At 47.0% G+C, this 21,706-nt stretch carries 23 protein-coding genes; 13 read left to right on the top strand and 10 right to left on the bottom strand.

From position 1 onward, the window contains the following. Nucleotides 1-150: 150 nt before the first annotated feature. The 6 genes from JMA39_RS18015 to JMA39_RS17990 all read left to right on the top strand — a co-directional run bounded on the left by JMA39_RS18015 (nucleotide 151) and on the right by JMA39_RS17990 (nucleotide 4,271). The gene (locus JMA39_RS18015) at nucleotides 151-987 is read left to right on the top strand and encodes a hypothetical protein (protein WP_202723263.1); all 837 of its coding nucleotides are present in this window, start codon (nucleotides 151-153) and stop codon (nucleotides 985-987) included. 119 nt (nucleotides 988-1,106) lie between these two features. Further along, on the top strand, nucleotides 1,107-1,400 hold the full coding sequence (locus JMA39_RS18010; RefSeq protein ID WP_202723262.1) for a hypothetical protein: 294 nt from the start codon (nucleotides 1,107-1,109) through the stop codon (nucleotides 1,398-1,400). Nucleotides 1,401-1,456: 56 nt separating this feature from the next. Continuing rightward, nucleotides 1,457-1,753 (top strand): DUF3630 family protein, encoded by a 297-nt coding sequence (locus JMA39_RS18005; protein WP_202723261.1) that lies wholly within the window; start codon nucleotides 1,457-1,459, stop codon nucleotides 1,751-1,753. An 83-nt stretch (nucleotides 1,754-1,836) separates the two neighbouring features. Then, nucleotides 1,837-2,865 carry a serine/threonine protein kinase gene (locus JMA39_RS18000; protein WP_202723260.1) on the top strand — a complete coding sequence of 343 codons (1,029 nt, stop codon included), beginning with the start codon at nucleotides 1,837-1,839 and terminating at the stop codon, nucleotides 2,863-2,865. A gap of 125 nt (nucleotides 2,866-2,990) precedes the next feature. Beyond that, complete coding sequence (locus JMA39_RS17995) at nucleotides 2,991-3,602, top strand: thiol:disulfide interchange protein DsbA/DsbL (protein WP_202723259.1); 612 nt, start codon at nucleotides 2,991-2,993, stop codon at nucleotides 3,600-3,602. A 456-nt stretch (nucleotides 3,603-4,058) separates the two neighbouring features. Further along, nucleotides 4,059-4,271: a DUF1107 domain-containing protein gene (locus JMA39_RS17990; RefSeq protein ID WP_012279036.1), complete on the top strand. Its 213-nt coding sequence runs from the start codon at nucleotides 4,059-4,061 to the stop codon at nucleotides 4,269-4,271. 288 nt (nucleotides 4,272-4,559) lie between these two features. Here JMA39_RS17990 and zapB read toward each other — a convergent pair whose 3' ends face one another. Further along, the gene (gene zapB, locus JMA39_RS17985) at nucleotides 4,560-4,763 is read right to left on the bottom strand and encodes a cell division protein ZapB (protein ID WP_202723258.1); all 204 of its coding nucleotides are present in this window, start codon (nucleotides 4,761-4,763) and stop codon (nucleotides 4,560-4,562) included. Nucleotides 4,764-4,943: 180 nt separating this feature from the next. On the opposite strand from zapB, the gene JMA39_RS17980 reads away from it, so the two are divergent. After that, nucleotides 4,944-6,413, top strand: coding sequence for a Na+/H+ antiporter NhaC family protein (locus JMA39_RS17980; protein WP_202723257.1), 1,470 nt, complete (start codon nucleotides 4,944-4,946; stop codon nucleotides 6,411-6,413). A 95-nt stretch (nucleotides 6,414-6,508) separates the two neighbouring features. Here the strand turns inward: JMA39_RS17980 and JMA39_RS17975 are convergent, their stop codons facing one another. Next, nucleotides 6,509-7,129 carry an outer membrane beta-barrel protein gene (locus tag JMA39_RS17975; protein ID WP_202723256.1) on the bottom strand — a complete coding sequence of 207 codons (621 nt, stop codon included), beginning with the start codon at nucleotides 7,127-7,129 and terminating at the stop codon, nucleotides 6,509-6,511. A gap of 202 nt (nucleotides 7,130-7,331) precedes the next feature. Here JMA39_RS17975 and JMA39_RS17970 point away from each other — a divergent pair, with 202 nt between their 5' ends. The 5 genes from JMA39_RS17970 to JMA39_RS17950 all read left to right on the top strand — a co-directional run bounded on the left by JMA39_RS17970 (nucleotide 7,332) and on the right by JMA39_RS17950 (nucleotide 13,361). Continuing rightward, complete coding sequence (locus tag JMA39_RS17970) at nucleotides 7,332-8,714, top strand: esterase/lipase family protein (protein ID WP_308440729.1); 1,383 nt, start codon at nucleotides 7,332-7,334, stop codon at nucleotides 8,712-8,714. Between the two features lie 260 nt (nucleotides 8,715-8,974). Next, nucleotides 8,975-9,886, top strand: coding sequence for a virulence protein (locus tag JMA39_RS17965; RefSeq protein ID WP_202723255.1), 912 nt, complete (start codon nucleotides 8,975-8,977; stop codon nucleotides 9,884-9,886). Between the two features lie 33 nt (nucleotides 9,887-9,919). Then, entirely contained in the window at nucleotides 9,920-10,828 is a 909-nt protein-coding gene (locus JMA39_RS17960; protein WP_202723254.1) for an alpha/beta fold hydrolase, read from the top strand. Then, on the top strand, nucleotides 10,825-12,123 hold the full coding sequence (locus JMA39_RS17955) for a DUF4056 domain-containing protein (protein WP_202723253.1): 1,299 nt from the start codon (nucleotides 10,825-10,827) through the stop codon (nucleotides 12,121-12,123). Before JMA39_RS17960 ends, JMA39_RS17955 begins: the two co-directional genes overlap by 4 nt. Next, complete coding sequence (locus JMA39_RS17950; RefSeq protein ID WP_202723252.1) at nucleotides 12,123-13,361, top strand: BamA/TamA family outer membrane protein; 1,239 nt, start codon at nucleotides 12,123-12,125, stop codon at nucleotides 13,359-13,361. Before JMA39_RS17955 ends, JMA39_RS17950 begins: the two co-directional genes overlap by 1 nt. An 82-nt stretch (nucleotides 13,362-13,443) precedes the next feature. Here the strand turns inward: JMA39_RS17950 and JMA39_RS17945 are convergent, their stop codons facing one another. The 5 genes from JMA39_RS17945 to JMA39_RS17925 all read right to left on the bottom strand — a co-directional run bounded on the left by JMA39_RS17945 (nucleotide 13,444) and on the right by JMA39_RS17925 (nucleotide 18,795). Then, nucleotides 13,444-14,187, bottom strand: coding sequence for a cupin domain-containing protein (locus JMA39_RS17945; protein ID WP_202723251.1), 744 nt, complete (start codon nucleotides 14,185-14,187; stop codon nucleotides 13,444-13,446). A gap of 179 nt (nucleotides 14,188-14,366) precedes the next feature. After that, nucleotides 14,367-15,440 carry a DcaP family trimeric outer membrane transporter gene (locus JMA39_RS17940; RefSeq protein WP_202723250.1) on the bottom strand — a complete coding sequence of 358 codons (1,074 nt, stop codon included), beginning with the start codon at nucleotides 15,438-15,440 and terminating at the stop codon, nucleotides 14,367-14,369. Nucleotides 15,441-15,716: 276 nt separating this feature from the next. After that, on the bottom strand, nucleotides 15,717-16,859 hold the full coding sequence (locus JMA39_RS17935; RefSeq protein ID WP_202723338.1) for a hypothetical protein: 1,143 nt from the start codon (nucleotides 16,857-16,859) through the stop codon (nucleotides 15,717-15,719). 44 nt (nucleotides 16,860-16,903) lie between these two features. Continuing rightward, nucleotides 16,904-17,272, bottom strand: a complete 369-nt coding sequence (locus tag JMA39_RS17930) for a cytochrome c3 family protein (protein ID WP_202723249.1) — start codon at nucleotides 17,270-17,272, stop codon at nucleotides 16,904-16,906. 11 nt (nucleotides 17,273-17,283) lie between these two features. Continuing rightward, nucleotides 17,284-18,795, bottom strand: a complete 1,512-nt coding sequence (locus tag JMA39_RS17925) for a flavocytochrome c (RefSeq protein WP_202723248.1) — start codon at nucleotides 18,793-18,795, stop codon at nucleotides 17,284-17,286. 344 nt (nucleotides 18,796-19,139) lie between these two features. Here JMA39_RS17925 and JMA39_RS17920 point away from each other — a divergent pair, with 344 nt between their 5' ends. Then, nucleotides 19,140-19,931, top strand: a complete 792-nt coding sequence (locus JMA39_RS17920) for a TetR/AcrR family transcriptional regulator (RefSeq protein WP_202723247.1) — start codon at nucleotides 19,140-19,142, stop codon at nucleotides 19,929-19,931. A 104-nt stretch (nucleotides 19,932-20,035) separates the two neighbouring features. Here JMA39_RS17920 and JMA39_RS17915 read toward each other — a convergent pair whose 3' ends face one another. The 3 genes from JMA39_RS17915 to JMA39_RS17905 are packed head-to-tail and all read right to left on the bottom strand — an operon-like array spanning nucleotide 20,036 to nucleotide 21,697. Beyond that, nucleotides 20,036-20,494 (bottom strand): DUF3299 domain-containing protein, encoded by a 459-nt coding sequence (locus tag JMA39_RS17915; protein WP_202723246.1) that lies wholly within the window; start codon nucleotides 20,492-20,494, stop codon nucleotides 20,036-20,038. A gap of 57 nt (nucleotides 20,495-20,551) precedes the next feature. Next, nucleotides 20,552-21,289 carry a cupin domain-containing protein gene (locus tag JMA39_RS17910; RefSeq protein ID WP_237732905.1) on the bottom strand — a complete coding sequence of 246 codons (738 nt, stop codon included), beginning with the start codon at nucleotides 21,287-21,289 and terminating at the stop codon, nucleotides 20,552-20,554. 57 nt (nucleotides 21,290-21,346) lie between these two features. Beyond that, complete coding sequence (locus JMA39_RS17905) at nucleotides 21,347-21,697, bottom strand: cytochrome c3 family protein (RefSeq protein ID WP_202723245.1); 351 nt, start codon at nucleotides 21,695-21,697, stop codon at nucleotides 21,347-21,349. Nucleotides 21,698-21,706 lie beyond the last annotated feature (9 nt).

Genomic DNA, 21,706 nt, shown 5'->3' with positions numbered 1-21,706 from the left:
CGAATATTTTTGATACCCGATTAAAAAAGAGATATAAATACTTGATTTTAAGAGAGAGAATGCATTACTAATAATGCTTAATTTTTACTCATTCGTGTCGCCCTATAAGCATATGACGGATGTGTTCGTGGCCAACCTACGGTGGAAACAATGAAAGAAATAGCCATTATACTGCTGATTGTAATAGGTGTTTATCTCTATAGACGCACTCAAAAAGCGGCGCAAGCAGAGAAAGAACAAGCAGCTAAGCAGTCAGAAGAGGCGCAAGATGTGCCTGAGACGCAGATTAAAGATATCACGCCAGAGACAACCGAAGATGTGTCCACCCCTACGGTTGATGGTGTGAGTTTTGAGCCTAAGCTTGACCATGAAAAAGAGATGGTTAAAACTGCCGTACAGCCAGAGCCAGAGCCAGAGCCAGAAGTGAAACCTGAGGTTGTCGCTAAAGCTGCTCCTGTTGTAGAACCTCAGCCTGTAATAGAGTCTCAGCCGGAGGTTCAGCCTAAACTTGTAGCTGAGCCAGAAGCTGAGGCTGAACTTGAGCCTAAGCAAGAGTCTAAGCAAGAGCCAAAGGCCGAGACTGTCAATCTATCATGGGCAAGCTCGAAGCTAACTAAAGCCGTTAGCGAACTTGAGCAAGCCAGTGACGCTCCAGCACAACACCTAGCGATCTCTACTGCTATCGCCGAGTGCTACAAGCAGCGTAAGCAAAGCGAATATGTGCAATATGGTGCAACGCTTTCTCAAAGCTATCTTGAGGTATTTGCCGCCTATGTTAAGGGACTTAAGGCTGAAAATCCTGACGCAGAAGTGAAGGGAACGGCAATGATGCACCTGTCGACCCTGCTTAATGATAATGGCGAGTTCGACGCAGCGATATCAATTTGTAAGACAGCAATTGAGTATGGTCTGACCGATGGCACAGTGACTGGCTTTGAAGGGCGAATTACCCGTATCGACAAGGCAAAGGCAAAAGCCAGTAAATAGCATTAATAGTTAAAGGCAATCGATCACTAAGCTGTGTAGAATAAGCAGAGTGGTTACCGAAGAGGCGAAACCCAGAGTTGAATTTTGGGCTTCGCCTTTTTATTTAGAGGAAGTGTTATATGAGTTTTCGTTCGCTATGTTTGTTCGGGATAGCTTCAATCGGCTTAGTTGCTTGCACTCAATCTCCCGAGTGGACGCTATTGTATTATCCTGACAGTCAAACCCAGCCCAGTGTTGAGCAGTCATCCAGCTATATTAGTGGCTACTATGAAACTATCGAACAGTGCCATGCAAAAGGAAAGGGACTGGTTCGCCTCGGTGGCGATATCGGTGGTCACTATGTTTGCGGTTATCAGTGTGAGGCCGATGGCCAGTCACTCAGCTGTCAAAATGTGATCTCTTCGGGGAATTAGCCTAAAGCTGCTCCGAGCTACGAATAGAGTCAAAAGAGAACGAAAAGAGAGTTGCGATGAAGTTAAAGGCGGTTAAGTTAGATAAAGATACTCTGAGCCTGTCGGTACAGAGCGATATCGATTTTGAGCAGTTTGAACTGTTTGCCGAGCCCTTTGCTAGAGCGCTTGATTGCCGGGTGGTGGAAAAGCAATGGGGAGCCGATCGCCATCAGTGGTTGTTGGAGTTTGAAGGTACACACTTACAGCTACACTATGAGTTTTATGGCGACATCTGTTGGTTATCTACTGACAGAGAAGATGAATATGACGTTCTCGTTTATCTTGCCGAACTGATGAAGCCTTATCTGCAATAAACTGCGCGGGATAAGCATAATTAAATTCTAGAGTTTGAATGTTGGCCCTTTCGTCAGTGGCCTTCACAATTGAGCATAATCAAATGAATATCGATCCACCTAAAGCGGCAATGGAGCAGGACTCTGGCTCGGCTTTTCACTATCAAGCCCTAACGCCCGATCTGATTTTAACTGCCATCGAAACACTAGGGGTCTATCCTGAAACTGGCCTGTTAGCACTCAATAGCTACGAGAACCGTGTTTATCAGTTCCGCTGCGATAGGGGGCAACGTTATGTGGTGAAGTTCTATCGCCCTGAGCGCTGGACGGATGCACAAATTCAAGAGGAGCATGACTTTGCCGCTGCACTGGCAGAGCAAGAGGTGCCTATCGCTACGCCAGTAATTATCGATGGTAAGTCGCTCCATGAATATCAAGGCTTTAGGTTTGCACTGTTTCACTCCATAGGTGGCCGTGCCTTTGAAGTTGATAACCTCGATCAGCTAGAGCAGGTCGGGCGCTTTATCGGTCGTATCCATCAGTACTCTCAGCAGGCCGATTTTAAATACCGCGATGTGATGTCACCTAAATTACTGGGTGAGGAGTCATTAAGCTGGCTTAAATCATCGGGACATATTCCCGCGAGTCTTGAGCTACCTTACTTTACTGTGGTGGAGCAGATCTTAGAAAAAGCATCGGCGCTATGGTTACCCGAGAGTTACCGCTCAATCAGGCTTCATGGTGATCTGCACCCAAGCAATATCTTGTGGACGCCAGATGGCCCAGGCTTTGTCGATCTCGATGATGCCAAGATGGGACCGGCGGTGCAAGATATCTGGATGATGCTGGCAGGAGACAGGCCGCAGCAGTTGTTGCAGCTTGAAGTTATCCTTGAAGGATATGAAGAGTTCTGCGAATTCGATAGTCGTGAGCTTAAGCTGATAGAACCACTGAGGGCGATGCGCATGCTGCACTACAACGCTTGGCTCAGTCGCCGCTGGGGCGATCCCGCGTTTCCGATGAACTTCCCTTGGTTTGCTGAGGACAAGTATTGGGAACAGCAGATTTTAGCATTTAAGGAGCAATTAGCAGCATTGGATGAGCCGCCATTAAGCTTAATTCCTCAGTATTAAAACAGCTGAAGGCACTTATTTTGTAACAGAAAAATGAACTTTTGCGCTTGAGGTCAACTCCAAAGCACATTATGTTATATCCAAATTATTAGCGTGATGCACGATTTGCATCGAGGGGAAGTTAGATGAAAAAAGCTTTATTAGTTGCATTTGCACTATTGATGGCGCCTATGGCTGCGATGGCGGCACAATATGAAGAAGGCGTACATTACACGGTTATTAACGAAGGCCCGGGTACGGCTAAACCTGAGATTGCAGAGTTCTTCTCTTTCTACTGCCCACACTGCTATACCTTTGCTAAAGAGCAGGTGCCTAAGATCAAGGCAACTCTTCCTGATGGGGTGACATTCAAGCAAAACCACGTTGACTTTATCGGTCGTGAAATGGGCGTAGAGATGTCTCGTGCTTTCGCTATCGCACATCAGCTAAAGATTGAAGAGAAGATGGAGCACGCTCTGTTTTCTGCAATTCAAGATAAGAAGCAGCACTTCACTAATCTAGACGATATCAAGGCGCTTTTCGTGGTTAACGGTGTTGACCCTAAAGCATTCGACGCGGCAGCTAAGTCATTTATGGTTAATGCGCAGATGTCTAAGATGAAGCGTGATACTGAAAATGCCAAGATTGCAGGTGTACCTGCATTAGTGGTTAACGGTAAATACCGTGTTGAGACTGGTGCTATCAAGTCTTATCAAGAACTACTCGATATTGCTTATTACCTAGCAACGCAAAAGTAATTTGCAGCGATAACTAAAAAAAGGAGCCAATAGGCTCCTTTTTTTGTATATGGATGTACTTATCCCTGAGCACATGGACTGCGCAGGAAGGGAGTTGTGTCTGGAACACTTATGCAGATTGCCATGGATGGTAATAAATCTACGTTGTGTCGGGCATCTTGTCATAGAGAGTTATGCGCTCTTTATTGAAGAGCAGCATGGATGGTAATAAATCTGGTTTGTGTCTGGCATCTTGTAATAGAAAGTTACGCGCTATTTTCTTGAAAGTTCAGGCTTGGAAATAAATAGGAATTATCCATTTTAGTTATGCATCTGATTGTCATAGGGATTCTTCTTTTTTGTGCAATTTGATTAAAACTTTTACATTTATTTGCTAAAAAAAATGCAACTCTCGTGGTACAAATCATGTCCAACAAAAATAAATAACAACAAGCGAAGACGCTATCGGGAGGTCTTATGAGAGTTTTTCCTGTCTATGCACCCAAACTGATTGTTAAGCACGCGCGAATTTTTTTGTCTGGGGTGATCTGGGTTAAAGATCTAGGTCGACTAGAGTTTGATAAGGGGAGGTTTTTACTGCCAAGAAAAAGCCTGCCTAAAGTTAAGCAGGCCATTTTAGAGCTCAATGAGTTAATTGAGTCTCAGAGTAACGAGATGCAAACAGCATAGCGTTTGATACCAATCGCTATAAAGATTTGCCCGCTCAGAGAGAATTTAGCGATTCTGAGGCAAGGCAATGAGTGAAGAGCATAGCTATTCTACGGTTAAGCTCCCTCTTGTTCCTTAAGAGTCACAGCATCAGGAGTGCTAAAACTCGCCATTCTGGAGCGTTTTTGGCTGCCTACTTCTGCGTTGAACAACTTCACAAGGGAACAACCATTATTTTAGTTATTCGCCTTGAATTAGTTTGCCAAAAGCGCTCTGAGTAGAGCAACTACTTATACTGATTGGTATTTATTAGTTTACTTCTTCGTTGAGTAGACCAACTAAACCAGTTACTTTCTCGTTCCAAGAGTTAAGTTCCTGCTGTAGCTGTTGGTTCTGCTCTGACAGACTGCTGCTAGTCTGTTTCTCTTCCTCAAGCTCCATTTTTAGTAGCTCGATAGTTTCCAGCGCGGCTTGGATTTTTGTTTCCAATTTCGATAATAGTTCTAGGCTCATGGCGAGTCCCTTTGATAGCGAGATGATAGCTCCGATTCTAGCAGCGACGTGGCATTCGTGAATAGTTAATTATGCTAAATGAAGAAAAAATGGTCGATAAAATAGTTAATATTGGTTTTTTTTTGTACTTGTTGCTAAGTCGTTAGTATTCTTCTAATTATTTCCTATTGAATCGTGGCTATGACCAGCAATTTACTCCTACTTGTTCCGCTGCTGCTGACATTGACTTTGGCCCTTGTACTGCGTAGAACTTTGGTCGCCTTAGGCGTTGGTATCGCTTCTGGGGCACTGATCTTATCTGACTTTAGTTTGACTCAATCTGTCACTTATATAACCGATCGAACCTGGCTGCAATTTTATCGTGATGGTCATTGGCAAGCTTGGCACTTAAATGTACTTGCCGCGATGGTGCTACTTGGGATGATGACTCAGTTATTAGCGCGGGGAGGAGCGGTAAAACAGTTTGCCGATTGGTTATATCACAGAATAAAAAGTGGTCGTCAGGCACGGATCGGTATTGTGCTACTGGGTTGGGTGGTATTTATCGATGGCATCTTTAGCTGTTTAGCCGTAGGGCATGTCTGTCAGCCTCTTAGCCAAAGATATAAGGTGTCGCGAGAACAGATTGCCTACCTAGTCGATTCAAATGCTTCTCCACTCTGTGCTTTGTTGCCATTTTCTAGCTGGGGACCTTATGTGATGGCAATTTTGGCGGGGATAAGCTTATTACCGCTTACACCGCTAGAGTCGTTTGTTGAAATGGCCAAGATGAACTTTTATGCGGTAACTGTGGTGCTGCTTTCTTTGTTAATCGCTTGGTTTGGTATTGGCTTTCATTCTGATTTCGCTATCGAGCAAAATAGTGAGGATGTCGATGCAGGCAATCCGTGGCTATTAGGCTTACCTATGGCAACACTACTTTTAGCCTCTATCGGTTTAACCTTGTATTCTGGAGCCAGTAATGCACGAAGTGATAGCTTGGGTGATTGGATTGCCGCGGCAGATATCGGTACAGCTATGCGTAATGCCTGCTTGCTGGCAACTGTGTTGGCCATTTTTATGCTCAAGTTAGGTGGACGTAGTTTGAACTTGCTGTTGGGTGATCTCGCTTCTGGGGTACGCAGTATCGGTTTTGCCATCGCTATTTTGCTATTTACTTGGATGATAGGCGCGGTGATAGTCGATCTCGGGATCGCTAAGCTACTGGCGGGGTGGGCGGAGCAGTTTTTATCAAAAGATATGCTGGTCTCTGGCACATTTTTACTCTGTGCCATTATGGCATTCACTACGGGGTCGAGTTGGGGAACGTTTGCCATTATGATCCCGATTGGTGCTGAAGTCGCATTAACGGTTGAGCCGCAACTGTTACTGCCTGCGTTAAGCGCGGTAATGGCGGGCTCTGTCTTTGGCGATCATTGCTCACCCATATCCGATACCAGCGTGATCAGTGCTACAAGCTCTGGTTGTGCGCCCCATGATCACGTGATTACGCAGTTGCCCTTTGCTATTATTGCCGCCTTGAGTTCACTCATCGGTTTCCAGCTGATTAACTTAGGTGTCGCTCCACTCTTGGCATGGTTAGTGGTTATTGCTGCAGCAGTCACCATGTTGGCTGTTTACCATAAGCATTATACTCGCACACACGGTTAGCCGAGCAATTGCTGCAGAGACAGATACAATAAAGCCGCCAACTCAATGAGTTGGCGGCTTTATTGTTTTAACCGTTTCTCTTAAAAGCGATTCGCTTAGAAGCGGTAGTCAACAGATAGGTAAAGCTGCTGGCTATCGTTTAGTGATGCGCTTTCTGAGCCAACAACAGCGCCGCTGTATGGTGTTGGGCCTGGTGCACTTACATCATAATCTTGCTTAAGGTAGCGGTAGCCAATTTCGGTGCTCACCTTGTCGTTAATCTTATACATTAGACCCGTTTGACCACCCCAGACGAAGCGATTTTTTGAGTCTAGTGTACTGGCTTCTGGGCTGATGTGGTTCATACCCGCAGTTGCACCAATAAACCAGTTAAGTTTGTTGCTGTCGCCTAGACCCACTAGGTAGTCATAAGACATTAAGAAGCTTTGCTGACGGCTAAAGTCATCTGAGTTGTAAGAGTACGTACCGTAAACACGGTTAGCATCATTTAGATAAACACCGGCTCTCACTTCATAGATAACGTTATTTTCGGTCTCTTTTAGATGCTGAGTCTGAGAGCCGCCCTCAATTGGGTTTTGTAGTTCAGGCTCGTAAGAACCTTTATAAGTGTTTTGCTGTGCGCCAACACCGCCACCAATGAACCAGTCTGCAGCCATAGTTGGTGCCGAGATTGCCGTTGCCATTACAGATGCTAAGATAAGTGATTTAGTTTTCATGCTGTGCTCCCACACTAGTAAAATTATTTAGGTCTTGCGTTTCGTTGGAGACATCATAGGGGGAACTAGCTGAATAATAACTGAATGATATTAACGATCGCTGATGTTGAGTATTTTGCTATATAGATACTAAGCACTATTTGCTAAGCTGTTGAAAGTTATTGATTAGGTGATTTGTACTATATAAATAAGTCGAAGCGATTTGTCATCAAATGGTAAGTTGCTCGCTGTTGAGGTGATGATGGAATTGGTCTTTGTTCATGGATGGAGTGTTACCAATACAGACACTTATGCTCAGCTGCCCCAAGCGATCGTTAAGCTGATGGATCCCGAGATAGCCCTCTCTATTCGGCATATTCATCTAGGGCGCTATATTAGCTTCGATGATGAAGTTCGCTTGAATGATATCGCCAAAGCCTTTAATGATGCGCGAGTCGATCTGCTTGGGGATAAGCCATTTGCAGTGATCACCCACTCCACTGGCGCACCTGTGATGCGTCAGTGGCTGCAGATGTTTTTCGGCGCAGACAAGATTAGCGACTGTCCACTAACGCACTTGATTATGCTTGCCCCGGCAAACCATGGCTCAGCGCTGGCTCAACTAGGTAAGTCGAGAGTGGGGCGCATTAACAGCTTTTTCTCGGGTGTTGAGCCGGGTCAGCGGATCTTGGATTGGTTAGAGCTCGGTAGCGATGGGCAGCATCAGCTGAACCTGCACTGGCTTAAAGAGTTTACCCTCGAAGGCCCCTTACCGTTTGTCCTTACAGGAGAGACCATTGACAGTCAGTTCTACGATTATCTCAATAGTTATACGGCTGAAGTTGGCTCTGACGGTGTGGTAAGGGTAGCCTCGGCGAACCTGAACTTTAGCCATCTGCTGTTAGAGCAAACGGCGCACCCCCTTACCAGCTTCGATGGCCGCAGGATCTCAACACTGCAGTTAACTAACCACTCCACCCCTAGACAGCAAACCGCCTTTGAAGTGATCAATAATGCCAGCCATAGTGGAAGCAGGAAGGGCATTATGGGCTCGGTGACAAGCAAAAACGCCGCGAAGAAACCAGTCGTGCAGCGCATCCTTCAATGCTTAAAGGTCTCTGAGCCACAGCAATATCAACGGCTGTGCGAGCAGATGGCAGAGACTCATTCAGTTAAGCGTAAGCAGCGTACCTGTATGCTGGTGGTGCGAGTCATCGATGATACTGGGCTGGCAGTAGAGGATTTCGATATCATTCTGCTCTCGGGCGCCGAGTTCGTTCCCGGACAGTTTGCTAAAGGTTTTATGCTGGATAAGCAGCGAAACCATAGCAATAATCACGTGGTTACTTTCTACTTCGATGCGAATAAGTTAGCCAAAGTTAGCGATGGCAAGATAGGTCTTCGTGTCGATCCTAGGCCCAATAATGGCGTCTGTTATTACCGCAGTGGCGAGTTTCATTCCGACGGGGAACAAGTGCAAGTGTTACTGCAAGCTGACCAAACCACCATGGTGGATATCGTGTTGCAGCGGCAGATCAGCCCGAAAACATTTACCTTAGTCGATTCGGAACATGGGGGGGATTTTTCCCATTTAGCCGACGATTAACTGGCCCTTTCGCGCAGTTTTTACTAATAGTTTTCTCAGGTTAACCTCTCGATTAGTCTTTAGCTGGCGAACAGGTTATGATCTTTTTTGTTTGGAGTATTTACTCTAATTCGTGCTGTTGCCAGAGTCTGTTTCAGATTGAATTCAGCTTAGTGGGTAATAATTGACCTAAGTTATTTATCTCCTGCCAGTGTGTTCAGCGATAAACTCTCTTTAGATAGTCGACATCAAATCTTTTATTTTTAAGGTTCAATCTATACATGCTTAAAATTACATCTATTTTGACAGCACTTTCGCTGCTGTTTTTCTTGTCTCCTGTTCAGGCTGAATCGGAATTTGAATCTGAGTCGATCGAGCGAGAGCCACAACAAGCACGTTACGATAGAACCTTCCCAATTTGGGCACAGGAAGCGATCGATTTAGGTCATGAGTTGCCAAAGCCATATGGCTTTACGTTGAACTACATGAGTATGGATCAGCCTCTCGTGGTCGACTCGGTCGGTTTCTCGGGGCTGGGTGGTTTAGATGACATTTTAAGCATCAAAGGCAGCAAGGCTAAACAGACCTCTGAAACCCTGACCCTAAGAGGCGATATGTGGGTGCTGCCCTTCTTAAACCTCTACGGTGTCATCGGTCATACCAAGGGCAGCAGCGTTGCAAACGTAAAATTAGAGGCTGACTTAACCGAGGTATTGCCGCCACTTTATTGCAAGTTCAACCCTTGCACCGCTACCAGTCCGGCATTCGACTTTGCATTGGACTTTAAGGGCACCACCTATGGTGTGGGTGGCACTTTAGTTGGTGGTATCGACAATTGGTTTGCCTTACTGGATGTGAACTACACCAACACGCGTCTGAATATTCTCGATGGTGAGATCAGCTCTATTGTGGTGTCGCCGCGTGTGGGCTATCGCACCAAGTACAACAATCATGACGTGCAACTCTGGGTTGGTGCCATGTACCAAAACGTGGAGCAGACCTTCAGCGGCTATCTACGGGATATCGGTATTCCTATTGGTAATGCCAAGTTTGAGGTCAATCAGCACCTTGAAGATAAGTGGAACGGCCTAATTGGTAGTCAGGTTGGGATCACCAAGAATATTGATCTGTTAATGGAGTTTGGTGTCGGTACCCGTAACAGCTTCATGATGGGGCTAGGTTACCGATTTTAACTGACAACTTATACAGAATCTTAGGGGGGAAATATGCGCCATATTTACCTATTACTTTTGACGTTATTTCTGAGCGGCTGCTCCGCCGTCGATATTATCGATTCTCGAGAAAAACAGCAGCTGCAAACAGCAGGGTTCGAGCAGCATAAGCTGGCTCTGCAAGAGGGCGGCGAGCTTAATTATTGGCAAGCAGGGCAAGGTAAGGCTGTGCTGCTTATCCACGGCTTTGGTGGTACTGCAGTAACCAGTTGGCAGCAGGTGATGCTGGAGCTCAGTCAAGACTACCGAGTCATAGCACCCGATCTCGCTTGGTTTGGAGAGTCTGTGAGTCAGGCTACCCCAAGTTTAGCGACTCAGTCGCAGGCGGTGAGACAACTGATCCAAGCGTTGCAGCTTGATAAGGTCAATGTGGTTGGGATCTCCTATGGTGGTTTCGTTACTTTTGATCTGATGCTTAATGAGCCTAAGGTCGAGAAAGCGGTATTGCTGGCAAGCCCTGGAGTGCTGTTTTCTGACGGTGATCTGCAGCAGATGAATCAACGTTTTGAGGTCGATGAGCCAAGCGCTGTCTTCGTGCCCGAAACACCAAAGCAGATGCGTCGCTTGCTCGATGCCACCTTCGTCGATTTTCCGTGGTACCCAGGTTTTATCGACTCGAGCATCTATGACAAGTACTTTGCGGGTTATCTCGATGAAAAGCGCAAGCTTATTGAGGGGCTTCCCGCAGACAGAGATCGAATCGCCGCCAATATCGCAGTTGATTCCCTGCCTCCTAGCGTGTTGATCTGGGGTGAGAATGACAAGGTCTTTCCGCTAGCATCGGGTGTGCAGCTCGCCGATTACCTGACGGCTCCTATCGTGGTTATTCCACAGGGGGCCCACGGGATCAGTAACGATTATCCCGAGATCGTCAGCCAAACCATTAAGGCATTTGTACAATGATGAGCCGAATATTTAGCCATGGCGCCGTGGGGGCTATGGCCATTTTTGTACTGAGCGGCTGTGGTAGCAGCGATTGGCAGGTGCGAGCCTTGCCCAGTGATGTTGCTATTGGCGCGGCCCTCGACAACGAACCCGATATCAACCTTTTGCACGCGATAGAGCTGCAAGAGCTGCCATTAGTGCAAATCCCTAAGGCGGTGCGCCCTTGCTGCGCCTTTGGTAACGCTCAAAAGGTGACGATAGGACCCGTTCCAGTGCCTTTTTTCCGCTATGCCAACACCTTAGCCGTCGATAGCGTGGGGCCTCATGCCTATGAGGCGGGCACCTTTAGCTATCAAAAAGATGCGCCAAATGGCAGTCGCGGTACCGAAAATAACGGCCAGATGTATACCCTACAAGGGGGCTTTATCGATCTGGCCCATGTGCGCGACACGGCCGACAATGCCATTGCACTGTTTTACCGTATCTACCCAAAGCTTGGTGAGCTACAAACCATTAAGCTCCCAGATGAGATTGGTCCGAGAACCATAGAGCTCGGTGAGTTTGATATATCAAGCTTAACCGCAAGGCAGCGCTGGGAGGTCGCCGCTGCGATTTCGGTAAGGCTGGCCTACTTTATGGCCGAAGCCCATGAAATTGCCCAGTGGCATGGCTATCGCAGCTGGGCGCCATGGTCAGAAACCGTGTCAGCCTATTCGCCCGAAGATCTCTACTCCAACATGCTGGGGGCTAAAATCGCCTTGGCGCTAATTAACAATAACTTGGCGATGAATAAAGAGCTGTATAACCAGCATATGACCCAATGGTTATCGGCCACGCTTAACTGGTTACAGCCGGTTTCAATTAAGCAGACTAACGCACTTTTTGATGTGATTGATGGTCACTGGTGGGACTCGCAGCAGCCCTTGCCGAGCAAGTTTATGTTACTCAAACGCCACTATAAGTTAGGCGATCAGCAGTCGCCTTATTTAGTGCCTAAAGCTATGGCTCAGTCCCATAGTAAGTGGAGTGAGGTGGAGGAGATATTTGAGTCGCCACAGCAGGCGCATCATCTCTCTTTGAGTAACGTTACTCATGGGATCGATATCGATGCTATTGCGAAGCAGAGGCTGATTGTTAGCGACAAATTCAGAGATAGCTTCAAACATATTCCCGCAGATTTGTGGCAGGACGGTTTCACTCAGGCCGATTTCTATCAAATTAGCCAATACAACCAGGCGCAAGATGAGGTTGAGCTGCGACAGCACCAGCAGCGAGATGATGTAAACGACCCCGTGACAGCACAGGAGAAGTAATGACAGCTAGATCGAGCAAAACGGTTCTGAGTTCTTGGTTTACTCGATGTGCGCTTGTACTGACTTGTATCTCTACGCCTGCATTGGCGAAAGAGGCTGTAGAGCAAGACATTGATGTCGATAAGGCGGCTGAAGTCGCGCAGGTGGCGGATGAAGTGCAAGATGAAAAGGAATCTCAAGGCTGGCTTGAGGATTTCTTGCAAACCTTAGGCGCTGATGGTGAATTTGATCCCGATAAGCTGATCGATTTTAGCTATTTGCCGGGGCCCTTCTACAACCCAGAGATGGATCTTGGCGTTGGGATCTCGGCGGTGGGCTTGTACCAATACGACCCCGATGACAAGGTCAGTCAGTTATCATCCTTAGTCATTAATGGCCTCGCCTCGACCAATGGTGCCTTGGGCGTGGCGGTGGCCAATAAGACCTTTATCAATCAAGATCGGCAGCGTTTTTACCTGAACGCCGAAGTCTATGATGCTCCCGATGTCTTCTATGGGGTGGGTTACGATACTAATCATCAAGAGGGTAACCGAGTCGAGTTTAACCAGCGTATCATCTCGGTTAACCCTATGCTGCTGCAGCGGATGAGCCCGACTAGCTTCGTGGGGGGCGGTTTCGATTTTAGCTACGCCGATGCCAGCAAAATTAACTTGTTAGACTCGGATGTCGATACCGGCATACTCGATGAAAGCTCTCGTAGCGTCGGTGTGAATCTGCTGCTCAATCACGACAGTCGAGACAATGTATTAAACCCGCAGTCAGGGCGGATCTTAGAGATAGATGCGACCTTCTATCGCCAATGCTTGGGCAGTAAAACCGACTTCGATGTTTATAACGCGCTATACAGCGAGTATATGCAGACTGGGCGTGGCGAAGATATCTTAGCCTGGCAGGTGCGAGGGCGTTTCACTAGTGGTGAGGTGCCATGGGATCAGCTTTCTAAAGCCGGAGGGGGCGATCTACTTCGAGGCTATACATCAGGGCGTTATCGCGATAAGCAGATGTTGATGAGTCAGATTGAGTATCGCTTAAATCTGCCAGGGCGTCACGGCATGGTGTTCTGGGGCGGCGCAGGCGTGATTGCCGATGATATTAGTGAGTTTGATGGCAATAAAATTCTGCCTAATGGCGGCATAGGCTATCGATTCGAGGTTAAACCCCGAGTGAATCTAAGGCTCGATATGGCGTGGGGCGATGGTGACAGCGGCTTCTACTTTAACGTCAACGAAGCGTTTTAAAATAAAAGTGAAAGAAAAACAAAAAGGGCTCATATGAGCCCTTTTTTAGTTAACGAATTTACTTGTTTATTAAGCTTAGGACTTATTTCTTGAAGATAGCTTCGTTAGTGCCGTATGGGCCTAAGTTTAGGTCACGCTTACGGATCTCATCAACACGGTCAAATGCTTCTTCTGCTACGCGTAGGTTCTTAACGTCTTTGCGCCAGTAGTACTTGAAGCCGTTGAAATGCGCGTTGTTCGGGTACCAGTACATCACACCTAAGCCTTTGTCAGACATGATAGGTGTGTTGTGGATAGTCGCGCCAGGAATGTAGAAGTACTGGCCTGTGCCTAGCTTCTTGAACTGGTTATCGGCAAGGGTTTGGCCTTCACCGTTTACTACGTAGTAACACTCTGGCTGACCATGGAAGTGTGGTGCGTGGTCAGATTTACCACCGTCGGTGATCCCGATAACCACTGGGCTATCTGAAAGCTCTTTCCAAATGTAACCAACAGGAGACTTGTTACGGTCACAGTCTTTAACTTCTAGTACGTTACCGTCATCATCAAGGGTCTTACAGAAGCGTTGATCTTTAGCGATGCTGTCGTTTGCTTGGATGGTTGTGAAGTCAATCTCACCCGCTTCCCATGCTGCGATATAGGCTTCAACTTCTGGGTTGCTACACTGCTCTGGCATAGTGTCTTGTGGTGAATATGGCGTGCTGTCGTATGGGACTGGCGTCATCTGCTGGTATGGCAGTTGAGCGTGCTCGCACTGTGGGCCCTGAGCAAATGCTGCTGTTGAAGTTAGTGCGGCGATACCGAACATCATTTTTAGTTTCATCATTCTCTTCCTGTTTTTTTAGCTTATGCAGCTAAAGCTGCGATATTGTGCTCGTTTTAACGGGCTTGAGCTAACAATAAAGTGATAGGGGCTGCGTAAAGTTGAAATGGATCACGCAGCATTTTAAGCAGCAAACTTATTCGTGAACTCGGTCGCGAATAATCTTTCTTTTGCTGTTTTATCTAGATGTGAAATTGCAGGCTCAACTGAGCGTAATTTGAGGCGCCTTGCGGTGCCGTGCCATCTTCATAAGGGCTAACTCCATCATCAATCTGGTAACGACCGAGTTCAAAACCTAACGCCAATGCTGGGGTGAGATTGGTGAATAGATTCACTCCTGCATGAAAGCGATTGCTCTGTTCCTCTTCGGTGATGGTGTGGCCGTAGAACAGACTCGAGCGAGTGCGTTCGCTCCAGAAGTGGCGATAGGCAAACATGGCCGAAGTGGTGGTTTCTATCTCGCCATCGATCATATCCCTAGCCGCATCTGTGCCCACATAGCGGCCTAGGTTGCCGTAGTGAAGTTGCAGGCGAATATCGTCTTTACCAAAGGTTTTTAGCTTGGCAGCGAGTGAGATACCAGCTCCAAACTGTGCTGTATCTTGTGGGTCTAAATATCGCAGCAGGCTGGCTACAGATACATTGCCCCAGTCGCCTTGTTGATTGAAACGGATGACTGCGTCGGGGACATAATCATTACTGGTATCGACCCACTTTTTATCGTCATTCGTACTACTCGCTTGGGTGCCATAGGTATAAGGGTTTTCAAGCGCAAACTGCCAATTCTCGGTGCTGTAACGCACTAAAGCCTGACGCACCATCGCCTGACCAACTAACGGCCCACCTAAGTCTGCGGTTTCCGCAAAGGCGCTGGTATTGACCATAGTCGACCAGGTTTGTCCTGCAGTGAAATCGTTATAATTGATATAGGCATGCCTTAAGCGTGGGCTATAGGAGTTAGAAAAAGCCGCATTTCCTTGAGCCGAGCCAGAGAAATCGATCTCTGCGAAGCCAATTACATCGCCGTGAGTGATCCCGACATTGAAGCGGCTTTCGGCGGCGCTAAATTGGGTTCTTTTTGCTGAATCGGTGACGCGACCACCGCCGGTCCAGCTATCTTGAAAGGCGATGTTGCCATCTACATAGCGGGCATTGGCTTTTAGAAACCCACCGAAATGGTATTCACTGGCCATGGATGACTGCGAAACAGCGCCAAATAAACAGATACAAATAGAGACTCTAGTCATCGATTTCATAGTTATTTCTTGTAGGGAAGAGTAAAAAAGCCCTCATACTATTTTGTATAGAAAGGGCGTGATCCATCGAGGCGGCAGTAAGCAGGGATACTGGGCCTAGTCCAATTGTTAGGAGAATCTAAAAAATTAACAGAGGGTGACAGAAGCGAAGTGAGAGCAGCTTCGCTTCTGTCGGTAACGCGAGTTAACCTGTTAGGCCTGCTAATGATCCTATGCGTGATCCTGTGCTAGAGTCATTGGCAAGCGTTAACCTAATAGCTGAAAGGTAAGCAACTATTAGAAGTAGTAACCGAAGTTAATGTTAACGCGCTTATCCCAGCTGTCGCCCATTTCTGGTAGACCCACGTGGTCGTTGTTAGCGGTAGAGAAGGTCATGTTCTTACCCATCACGAAATCGACCATGGTGTAAGTTGGGCCTGCCGAAATCGCACAGCCCGTCACGTTTTGCATGCTGTTGTCATAGCTAGCATCGTCAACATCAGGTGTCATCAAACCGAAGTCGTTGTAGCACTTCACGCTGCCCCAATCGGTAGCGAATGTCTTTGCGATGTTAGCGCTATAAGATTGGCCTTTAGAGGCGATTTCATACTGCCAGCTCACAACAGATACAGCGATCTTGTTAGCATCAACAGCATCAGCGGCATCGTATTCGTACTGCATCGCTTGCAACTGTAGGTTCCAGCCTTTATAGCTGCTGTCTAAGTGCAGCGCGACGGCGTAACGGTCACCGTTGTTACCTGTATTGCTGTTATAGATCTGACCATACTGCACCGAACCGCCAAGAGTCGTTTGACCGCCTTCGTGTTCCGCGGTGTAAGTCTGGCGCAGGTTGAACTGGTTAGTCTCTTCGTTGAAGTACTCGATACCGCTTGCGGCTATGGTTCCGCTGTATAGGTCGGTAGAGTAACGCTTATTCTCAGATGGACCGTATTCAGCACTTTTGTAGAAGGCTAAGTCAGTATGCCAGCCGTTCTTTTCGTAAACGGCCTTGATACCTGTGTCATGATCATCTTCAAAACCTAAGTAATAGGGAATGCCAAACCAGTAGCTGTTTGAGATGAAGTCTCGGTTACCAAATGGCACCTTGTTGATACCCACTTGTAGCTGCCAGTCAGGGTTTACATCGTAGTAAGCGTAACCGTATTTGATGTAGTTAGTACCCGAAGTAAAGCGGTATTCAGCCGATAACCCCCAGTCACCATGCTTGCCATCAAACTTGATTGCCGCCATATCAAAATAAAAGTCACCGCCTTTATCTTTATTGGCTTGGTCATAGTCTCGGTAAGCGTAGTTAACACGTACCGCGCCGCCTAGCTTGATGCCGTCTTCAGTTTGCTCTGCAGCAAAAGCCGCTGAGCCTGAAAGTGCGATTGCTGTAGCCACCATCGACAACATAAACTTAGTGGTATTTTTCATCATCATTCCCTATTTCTATTTTTAGATTTGTAAATTAATCAGTCACATTACATCTCTTCAAACCAAGTACGGTGGCACTCTGTACAGACCGGTGCTTTCTTCTCGTGCTCGGCATGACACGCTAGGCAACTAGCGCCTTGGTTGTAATGCAGCGACTTGTGAGGATGTGCCTCAGGGATCGCCAATTTGCTTTCATCGACAGGGATGCTGTTGATGTCGCCATGACACTCAACGCATGCCGCATCGGTCGCATTCTTCTTACCAGAGCCTTGGTGGCAGGTTTGGCAGCCATCTTGGTAGATAAACTCGTGGTTGATGCGGCCTTCAGTCTTGCCTTTCATCTTGACTAGTTCGCCAGCCATCACATTGCTAGATAGCGCTAGTCCAAGTAGTGCGCTTAGTAATAACTTGTTCATTTGACGGCTCCTTAAAGATCGGCTTTGATGGTTTCAGACACTACAATACCCATGACTAGACACTCTAGGCAGGATGTAGAGCTCAAACGGGCTTCACCGTGGATGCCACCTGTCACTTCACCAATGGCGTATAGATTCTTGATAGGTTCCATAGAACGACCATCGATTACACGAGCGCCTAGATCGGTTTTTAGACCACCCATGCAGTAGTGCACTTTCGGCCAAATGCGTGATACAACGAATGGGCCGGTTAGCTCTTCTGCCGTATCCATCTTGCGGTTGAATAGCGGGTCTTTACGGTCATTAACGTGCTTGTTGTACTCTTTGATGCTGCGCTTAAGCTCAGCAGCTGGGATATCGAACTTAGCTGCGATCTCATCGAGAGAGTCAACTTTCCAAGCCATCTTGTCGCGAAGGGCGCGCACAACACGGTCGTCATTGGCGTAGTTGTTGTAGTTGAAGAACACCACTGGGTAAGCTGGGCTACCGTCGGCGTTACGGTTCTTCATAATCGCTTCAGAGCAGGTCTTGCGGTCAGCACGTTCGTCCATAAAGCGCTTACCGTTTAGGACGCTGATCGCCACACCTTGGTGCCAGCCAATAGATAGCAAGGCGTTTGACCAACCGAATCCACCTTCATCTGGTGAGCCCCAGTGGCCCGTTTGGATTAGGTTCATATGTACAGGTAGTGCGCCGTGAGCCATTGCGGTTAGGGTCACTTCGCCTGTCGCGCCCATAGCGTTGGTGCAATCGAGCGTTGGATCGAGCGATGGATCAACTGCTTCACGTAGCTTCATGTTGCGAGCAAAACCGCCGTTAGCCAGTACTACCGCTTTGTTTGCTTTAACAAAAATAGTGGTGCCCGTTTTTAGATCTGGGAAGCGGTAGTTCTTACGAACCTTAACGCCGATGATCTTCTGACCGTCCATGATGAAGTCTTCGATATAGTGTTGTAGGCGGTAATCAACGCCCTCTTTTACGCCGGCTTCATATAGTTTGGTGGTGATGTCGCCGCCAGTACCGTGTTGGGTACGAATCGCGCGAGCCTTGTTGTGACCGCCTACCTGAATGTTAAAACCGTCACGGAATTTAACGCCGGTATCGATACAAAGATCGTAGGCATCTAGAGAGCGGTTAGCGATTTGGCGTAGCGCAGGTTCGTTTTGCATGCCGCGACCAGAGATAATCTGATCTTTGACTAACTCTTCTGGTGAGTCGTCGTTCACGCCTTGTGCTAGCTGGATTGGGTTCTTAGGGATCGCCAGCCAGCCGCCGTTGATTGCCGAGTTACCACCAATCACCTGCATCTTTTCTAAAACAAGTACAGAACCCAGTCTTTGGCGCTTAGCATTGAGCGCTGCTGACAGGCCAGCAAAACCAGAGCCAACGACAATCACATCGACGCTTTCGTCCCAATTAATCTCGCCACAGCTTTTAGCTTGTACTGTACCGGGTAAGGTTGCCGCTAAACTACCAACGGCAGCACCGGCACTGAGTTTTAAAAAGTTTCTTCTACCTTGCATTTTCTTGTAATCCTCTAATAGGGAATGCGGTAACGATAAACGCAAGTTCAGTTGCTAAAGGTGAACTAAGTCACGCCATTTTTTCAGTGACAAATTTATTCGTGAGGCAGCTCTCGAATAAATTTTCTCTCAAAATATTGGCCGAAATGAGAAGCAAGAAAATGTGAATGGAATCGATATTGGGTTACAAGTTATTGCGCTAATGTTTATATGACGTAATTCACAAAGCCTACTAATAAAGTGGTATTAGCGTGAAGTGAATCCCGATTAGGAAAGAGATATCTATAATCTGCAATTGTTAGAAGCGCATAATCGGTTCAACTGTAAAACTAGGCTTGTAATAGATGAAATGTCCCACAGAAGCGTTGCCCATGATGCGCTGCAATCAGATACTCGATGCCGCCGAGCAGCTTATTGAGTCTCAAGGCATAGTGTCATTTAAGTTCTCGCAACTCGCAAAAGAGGTGGGATGTTCCACTGGCACCTTGTATAAATTTTTTGAGCGTAAAGAGGATGTATTAGTCTGCCTATTTTTACGCAGTGCGACCTCTAACCACTTGCCAATATTTATTAACAAATATCCCGATTTAACTGCCCAAGAAAAAGTGCTGTTACCCATTCTGTTTACATTTGAAACTATCAAGCGCAGTAAAAGCTTCTTTACTCTGCGCTCCGTTTCGGTCAACACCATGGTGTGGCAGCTCGCCAGCGATGAGAAAGTGGATCGCTTTAAGAAGCGTATCAATGCGTTTTGGGGCTGGTTTACTGACTCACTCAATGAAGCGGTAGCAAAAGGCGAGCTTGAGGCCACGCCGCTGCAAGTTAAAGAGTTAGTGCAGGGGATCACCTTCTACCTCACTGGCTCGCTTACCCAGTTCGAGAGCCAGTTGATTGCCCCTGAGTACTTATCAAACCGTCGTGAGACCTGTTACCGTCATCTGGCACGCTTAATGGGACAGTACAAGTGGACTAAGCCACTCACCCCAGAGCTGTTTGATTCACTGGAGCGAAGAAGCTCAAGCTTCTTCGATAAACATTATCGCGACCATATGAGCTGTAGTGCCTGTAGCGCCTTGTCTTGTTCTCCGTTAGATAGTGAAACGGCTTGTTTACGTAAAAAAGAATGCGCCGCTTAATTCACAATTTTTGAACGTAAAAAGCCCTCTTGTTTATGAGGGCGGCTCCATAAATTTACGTGATATTTAATTGTTTGTGACCCAAGTGAATGAAGTCCACTGTTTTAGTGCTGGTGCTCTGGCTGTGCAGAGACGACTTGAGCTGGGTAGGCTATCGCCTCAATGCCGTGCATGAAATACCCTGTCTTAGCAAAGCCTGATTGCGCGCTCTTGATACTTAGCTTGCCTGCGATATAAACGGGCTGTTCAGCTGTTGGCACGGCAATAGGCTCGTTGAACACCACGTGGATCAATTGGTTTGGCGGCGATGGTGGTTTGTGAAAGCAAGCACCTTGCTGTGGTGTGAGTAAAAAATTTTTCGTTTGTGCTTTACCTTGGCCATCTAAAGGAACAATAAAGCCTGGAATGATGACTGTCTTGCCGTCGAGTTCGAGATTGACGTTGGTGGCTGCGGGTAGATCGACTGAACCTGGAGCAAGGTTACTCCATAAGATTGACATGGCTTCCTCTGCAAACAGAGGTGAGCTGATTAGCAAACTGAGTACAAGTATGATTTTCTTCATATTTAATAATGAGGCCAAGTTGACTTGGCCTCGCTCTCTTTTGGGTTCTGAAAGGGATTATTTAGACTTTTGAATCACATCCCATCCGTATCCGCCGTTACCAGAACGTACTAGCTTAGAGTTCGTGTATGGCACGAAGTCGAACATTAATTGCTCACCAGGCCCTACATCTTGTGGCCATTGGTATTTGAAGGTTGAGAACTTACCGTCTAATGGGAACCAATACATATAGATTAAGTCTTGGTCATCAAAAGTATTTGGTGTGTAGTGGATTGCTTTGCTTGGGATCTCGATGTAATCACCAGGACCGAATGGTTGCATACGCTCTTGTGCCCACGTTAGACCTTCACCGCTTAGTCCGTAATAACATTCCATCTCACGGTGATAGTGCGGCGCCGCTGTCCCCGGTGCAACACGAACTAGACCGATAACCGTTGGTTCATCATTAAGTTCTTTCCAACACATGCCAACTTCAGATTCAGATGCGCCGCCTTTAGGACAAGGAATAAGATTGCTTGGGTCGTCTACTCGCCATGTTAGCCAGCCTGAATCATTGGCGCCTTTGCCGCCGTGATCGTTCGACTTAATGCTATAGATATCTTTTTCACCACTTTGTAGCTCTTTAAGGTAAGCCATGGCTTGTTCTTGCTTGCATACCATAGGCATAACTTTAGTTGGTGCGTTAATTGTCGATAGCGTTGGCTTCTCATTGTGCCAAGGTTTATCGGCAGGTTTATCTGCCGCAGTAGCTATACCAGCGATAAACATTGTTGAAATACAAATTAGCTTTTTCATTATCATTCCCCATGATTTGATTTTTTTATTACTTAAGTTATTAACTTGAAAGTGGTGCTATTTAAATTTCGGGTATTCGAAGTTGTGGCAATCCATACAGATAGCTTGCTTCTTGGTGTGCTCGCCATGGCACTCCATGCACGGAGCCTCTTGACCGTAGTGCATGCTATCGTGTGGGTTCTGTTTGGCCTCATGACCTTCGCGCTTGGTTTGCTCTGCAAGTTCCCCCATGTCGTGACATTGCAAGCAGGACTCGTCAGAAGGAAATGCTTTTAACCCCTGGTCATGACAGGTTTTACAGCCTTCTTCGTATAATGCTTGGTGATAATCACGCTGATCTGTTGCTTGTACCGAAAGAGTGATAACACTGCTAAAAACAAGCACAAGTAATGTAGTCATTGGTTTCATGTTGGATTC

It is taken from the genome of Shewanella schlegeliana (assembly GCF_016765635.1).
GTDB lineage: Bacteria > Pseudomonadota > Gammaproteobacteria > Enterobacterales > Shewanellaceae > Shewanella > Shewanella schlegeliana.
Note: the sequence above shows the minus strand (reverse complement) of the source record. Positions and strands in the feature narration are given on the sequence as shown.

Bases quoted from the DNA above. Each gene is read 5' to 3' on its own strand.
- JMA39_RS17940 (WP_202723250.1), bottom strand. From the start codon at position 15,440: ATGAAATCGATGACTAGAGTCTCTATTTGTATCTGTTTATTTGGCGCT.
- JMA39_RS17945 (WP_202723251.1), bottom strand. From the start codon at position 14,187: ATGATGAAACTAAAAATGATGTTCGGTATCGCCGCACTAACTTCAACA.
- JMA39_RS18010 (WP_202723262.1), top strand. From the start codon at position 1,107: ATGAGTTTTCGTTCGCTATGTTTGTTCGGGATAGCTTCAATCGGCTTA.
- JMA39_RS17905 (WP_202723245.1), bottom strand. From the start codon at position 21,697: ATGAAACCAATGACTACATTACTTGTGCTTGTTTTTAGCAGTGTTATC.
- JMA39_RS17950 (WP_202723252.1), top strand. From the start codon at position 12,123: ATGACAGCTAGATCGAGCAAAACGGTTCTGAGTTCTTGGTTTACTCGA.
- JMA39_RS17975 (WP_202723256.1), bottom strand. From the start codon at position 7,129: ATGAAAACTAAATCACTTATCTTAGCATCTGTAATGGCAACGGCAATC.
- JMA39_RS17980 (WP_202723257.1), top strand. From the start codon at position 4,944: ATGACCAGCAATTTACTCCTACTTGTTCCGCTGCTGCTGACATTGACT.
- JMA39_RS17990 (WP_012279036.1), top strand. From the start codon at position 4,059: ATGAGAGTTTTTCCTGTCTATGCACCCAAACTGATTGTTAAGCACGCG.
- zapB (WP_202723258.1), bottom strand. From the start codon at position 4,763: ATGAGCCTAGAACTATTATCGAAATTGGAAACAAAAATCCAAGCCGCG.
- JMA39_RS17995 (WP_202723259.1), top strand. From the start codon at position 2,991: ATGAAAAAAGCTTTATTAGTTGCATTTGCACTATTGATGGCGCCTATG.
- JMA39_RS17930 (WP_202723249.1), bottom strand. From the start codon at position 17,272: ATGAACAAGTTATTACTAAGCGCACTACTTGGACTAGCGCTATCTAGC.
- JMA39_RS17920 (WP_202723247.1), top strand. From the start codon at position 19,140: ATGAAATGTCCCACAGAAGCGTTGCCCATGATGCGCTGCAATCAGATA.
- JMA39_RS18015 (WP_202723263.1), top strand. From the start codon at position 151: ATGAAAGAAATAGCCATTATACTGCTGATTGTAATAGGTGTTTATCTC.
- JMA39_RS17955 (WP_202723253.1), top strand. From the start codon at position 10,825: ATGATGAGCCGAATATTTAGCCATGGCGCCGTGGGGGCTATGGCCATT.
- JMA39_RS17965 (WP_202723255.1), top strand. From the start codon at position 8,975: ATGCTTAAAATTACATCTATTTTGACAGCACTTTCGCTGCTGTTTTTC.
- JMA39_RS17925 (WP_202723248.1), bottom strand. From the start codon at position 18,795: ATGCAAGGTAGAAGAAACTTTTTAAAACTCAGTGCCGGTGCTGCCGTT.
- JMA39_RS17960 (WP_202723254.1), top strand. From the start codon at position 9,920: ATGCGCCATATTTACCTATTACTTTTGACGTTATTTCTGAGCGGCTGC.
- JMA39_RS17910 (WP_237732905.1), bottom strand. From the start codon at position 21,289: ATGAAAAAGCTAATTTGTATTTCAACAATGTTTATCGCTGGTATAGCT.
- JMA39_RS18005 (WP_202723261.1), top strand. From the start codon at position 1,457: ATGAAGTTAAAGGCGGTTAAGTTAGATAAAGATACTCTGAGCCTGTCG.
- JMA39_RS18000 (WP_202723260.1), top strand. From the start codon at position 1,837: ATGAATATCGATCCACCTAAAGCGGCAATGGAGCAGGACTCTGGCTCG.
- JMA39_RS17915 (WP_202723246.1), bottom strand. From the start codon at position 20,494: ATGAAGAAAATCATACTTGTACTCAGTTTGCTAATCAGCTCACCTCTG.
- JMA39_RS17935 (WP_202723338.1), bottom strand. From the start codon at position 16,859: ATGATGAAAAATACCACTAAGTTTATGTTGTCGATGGTGGCTACAGCA.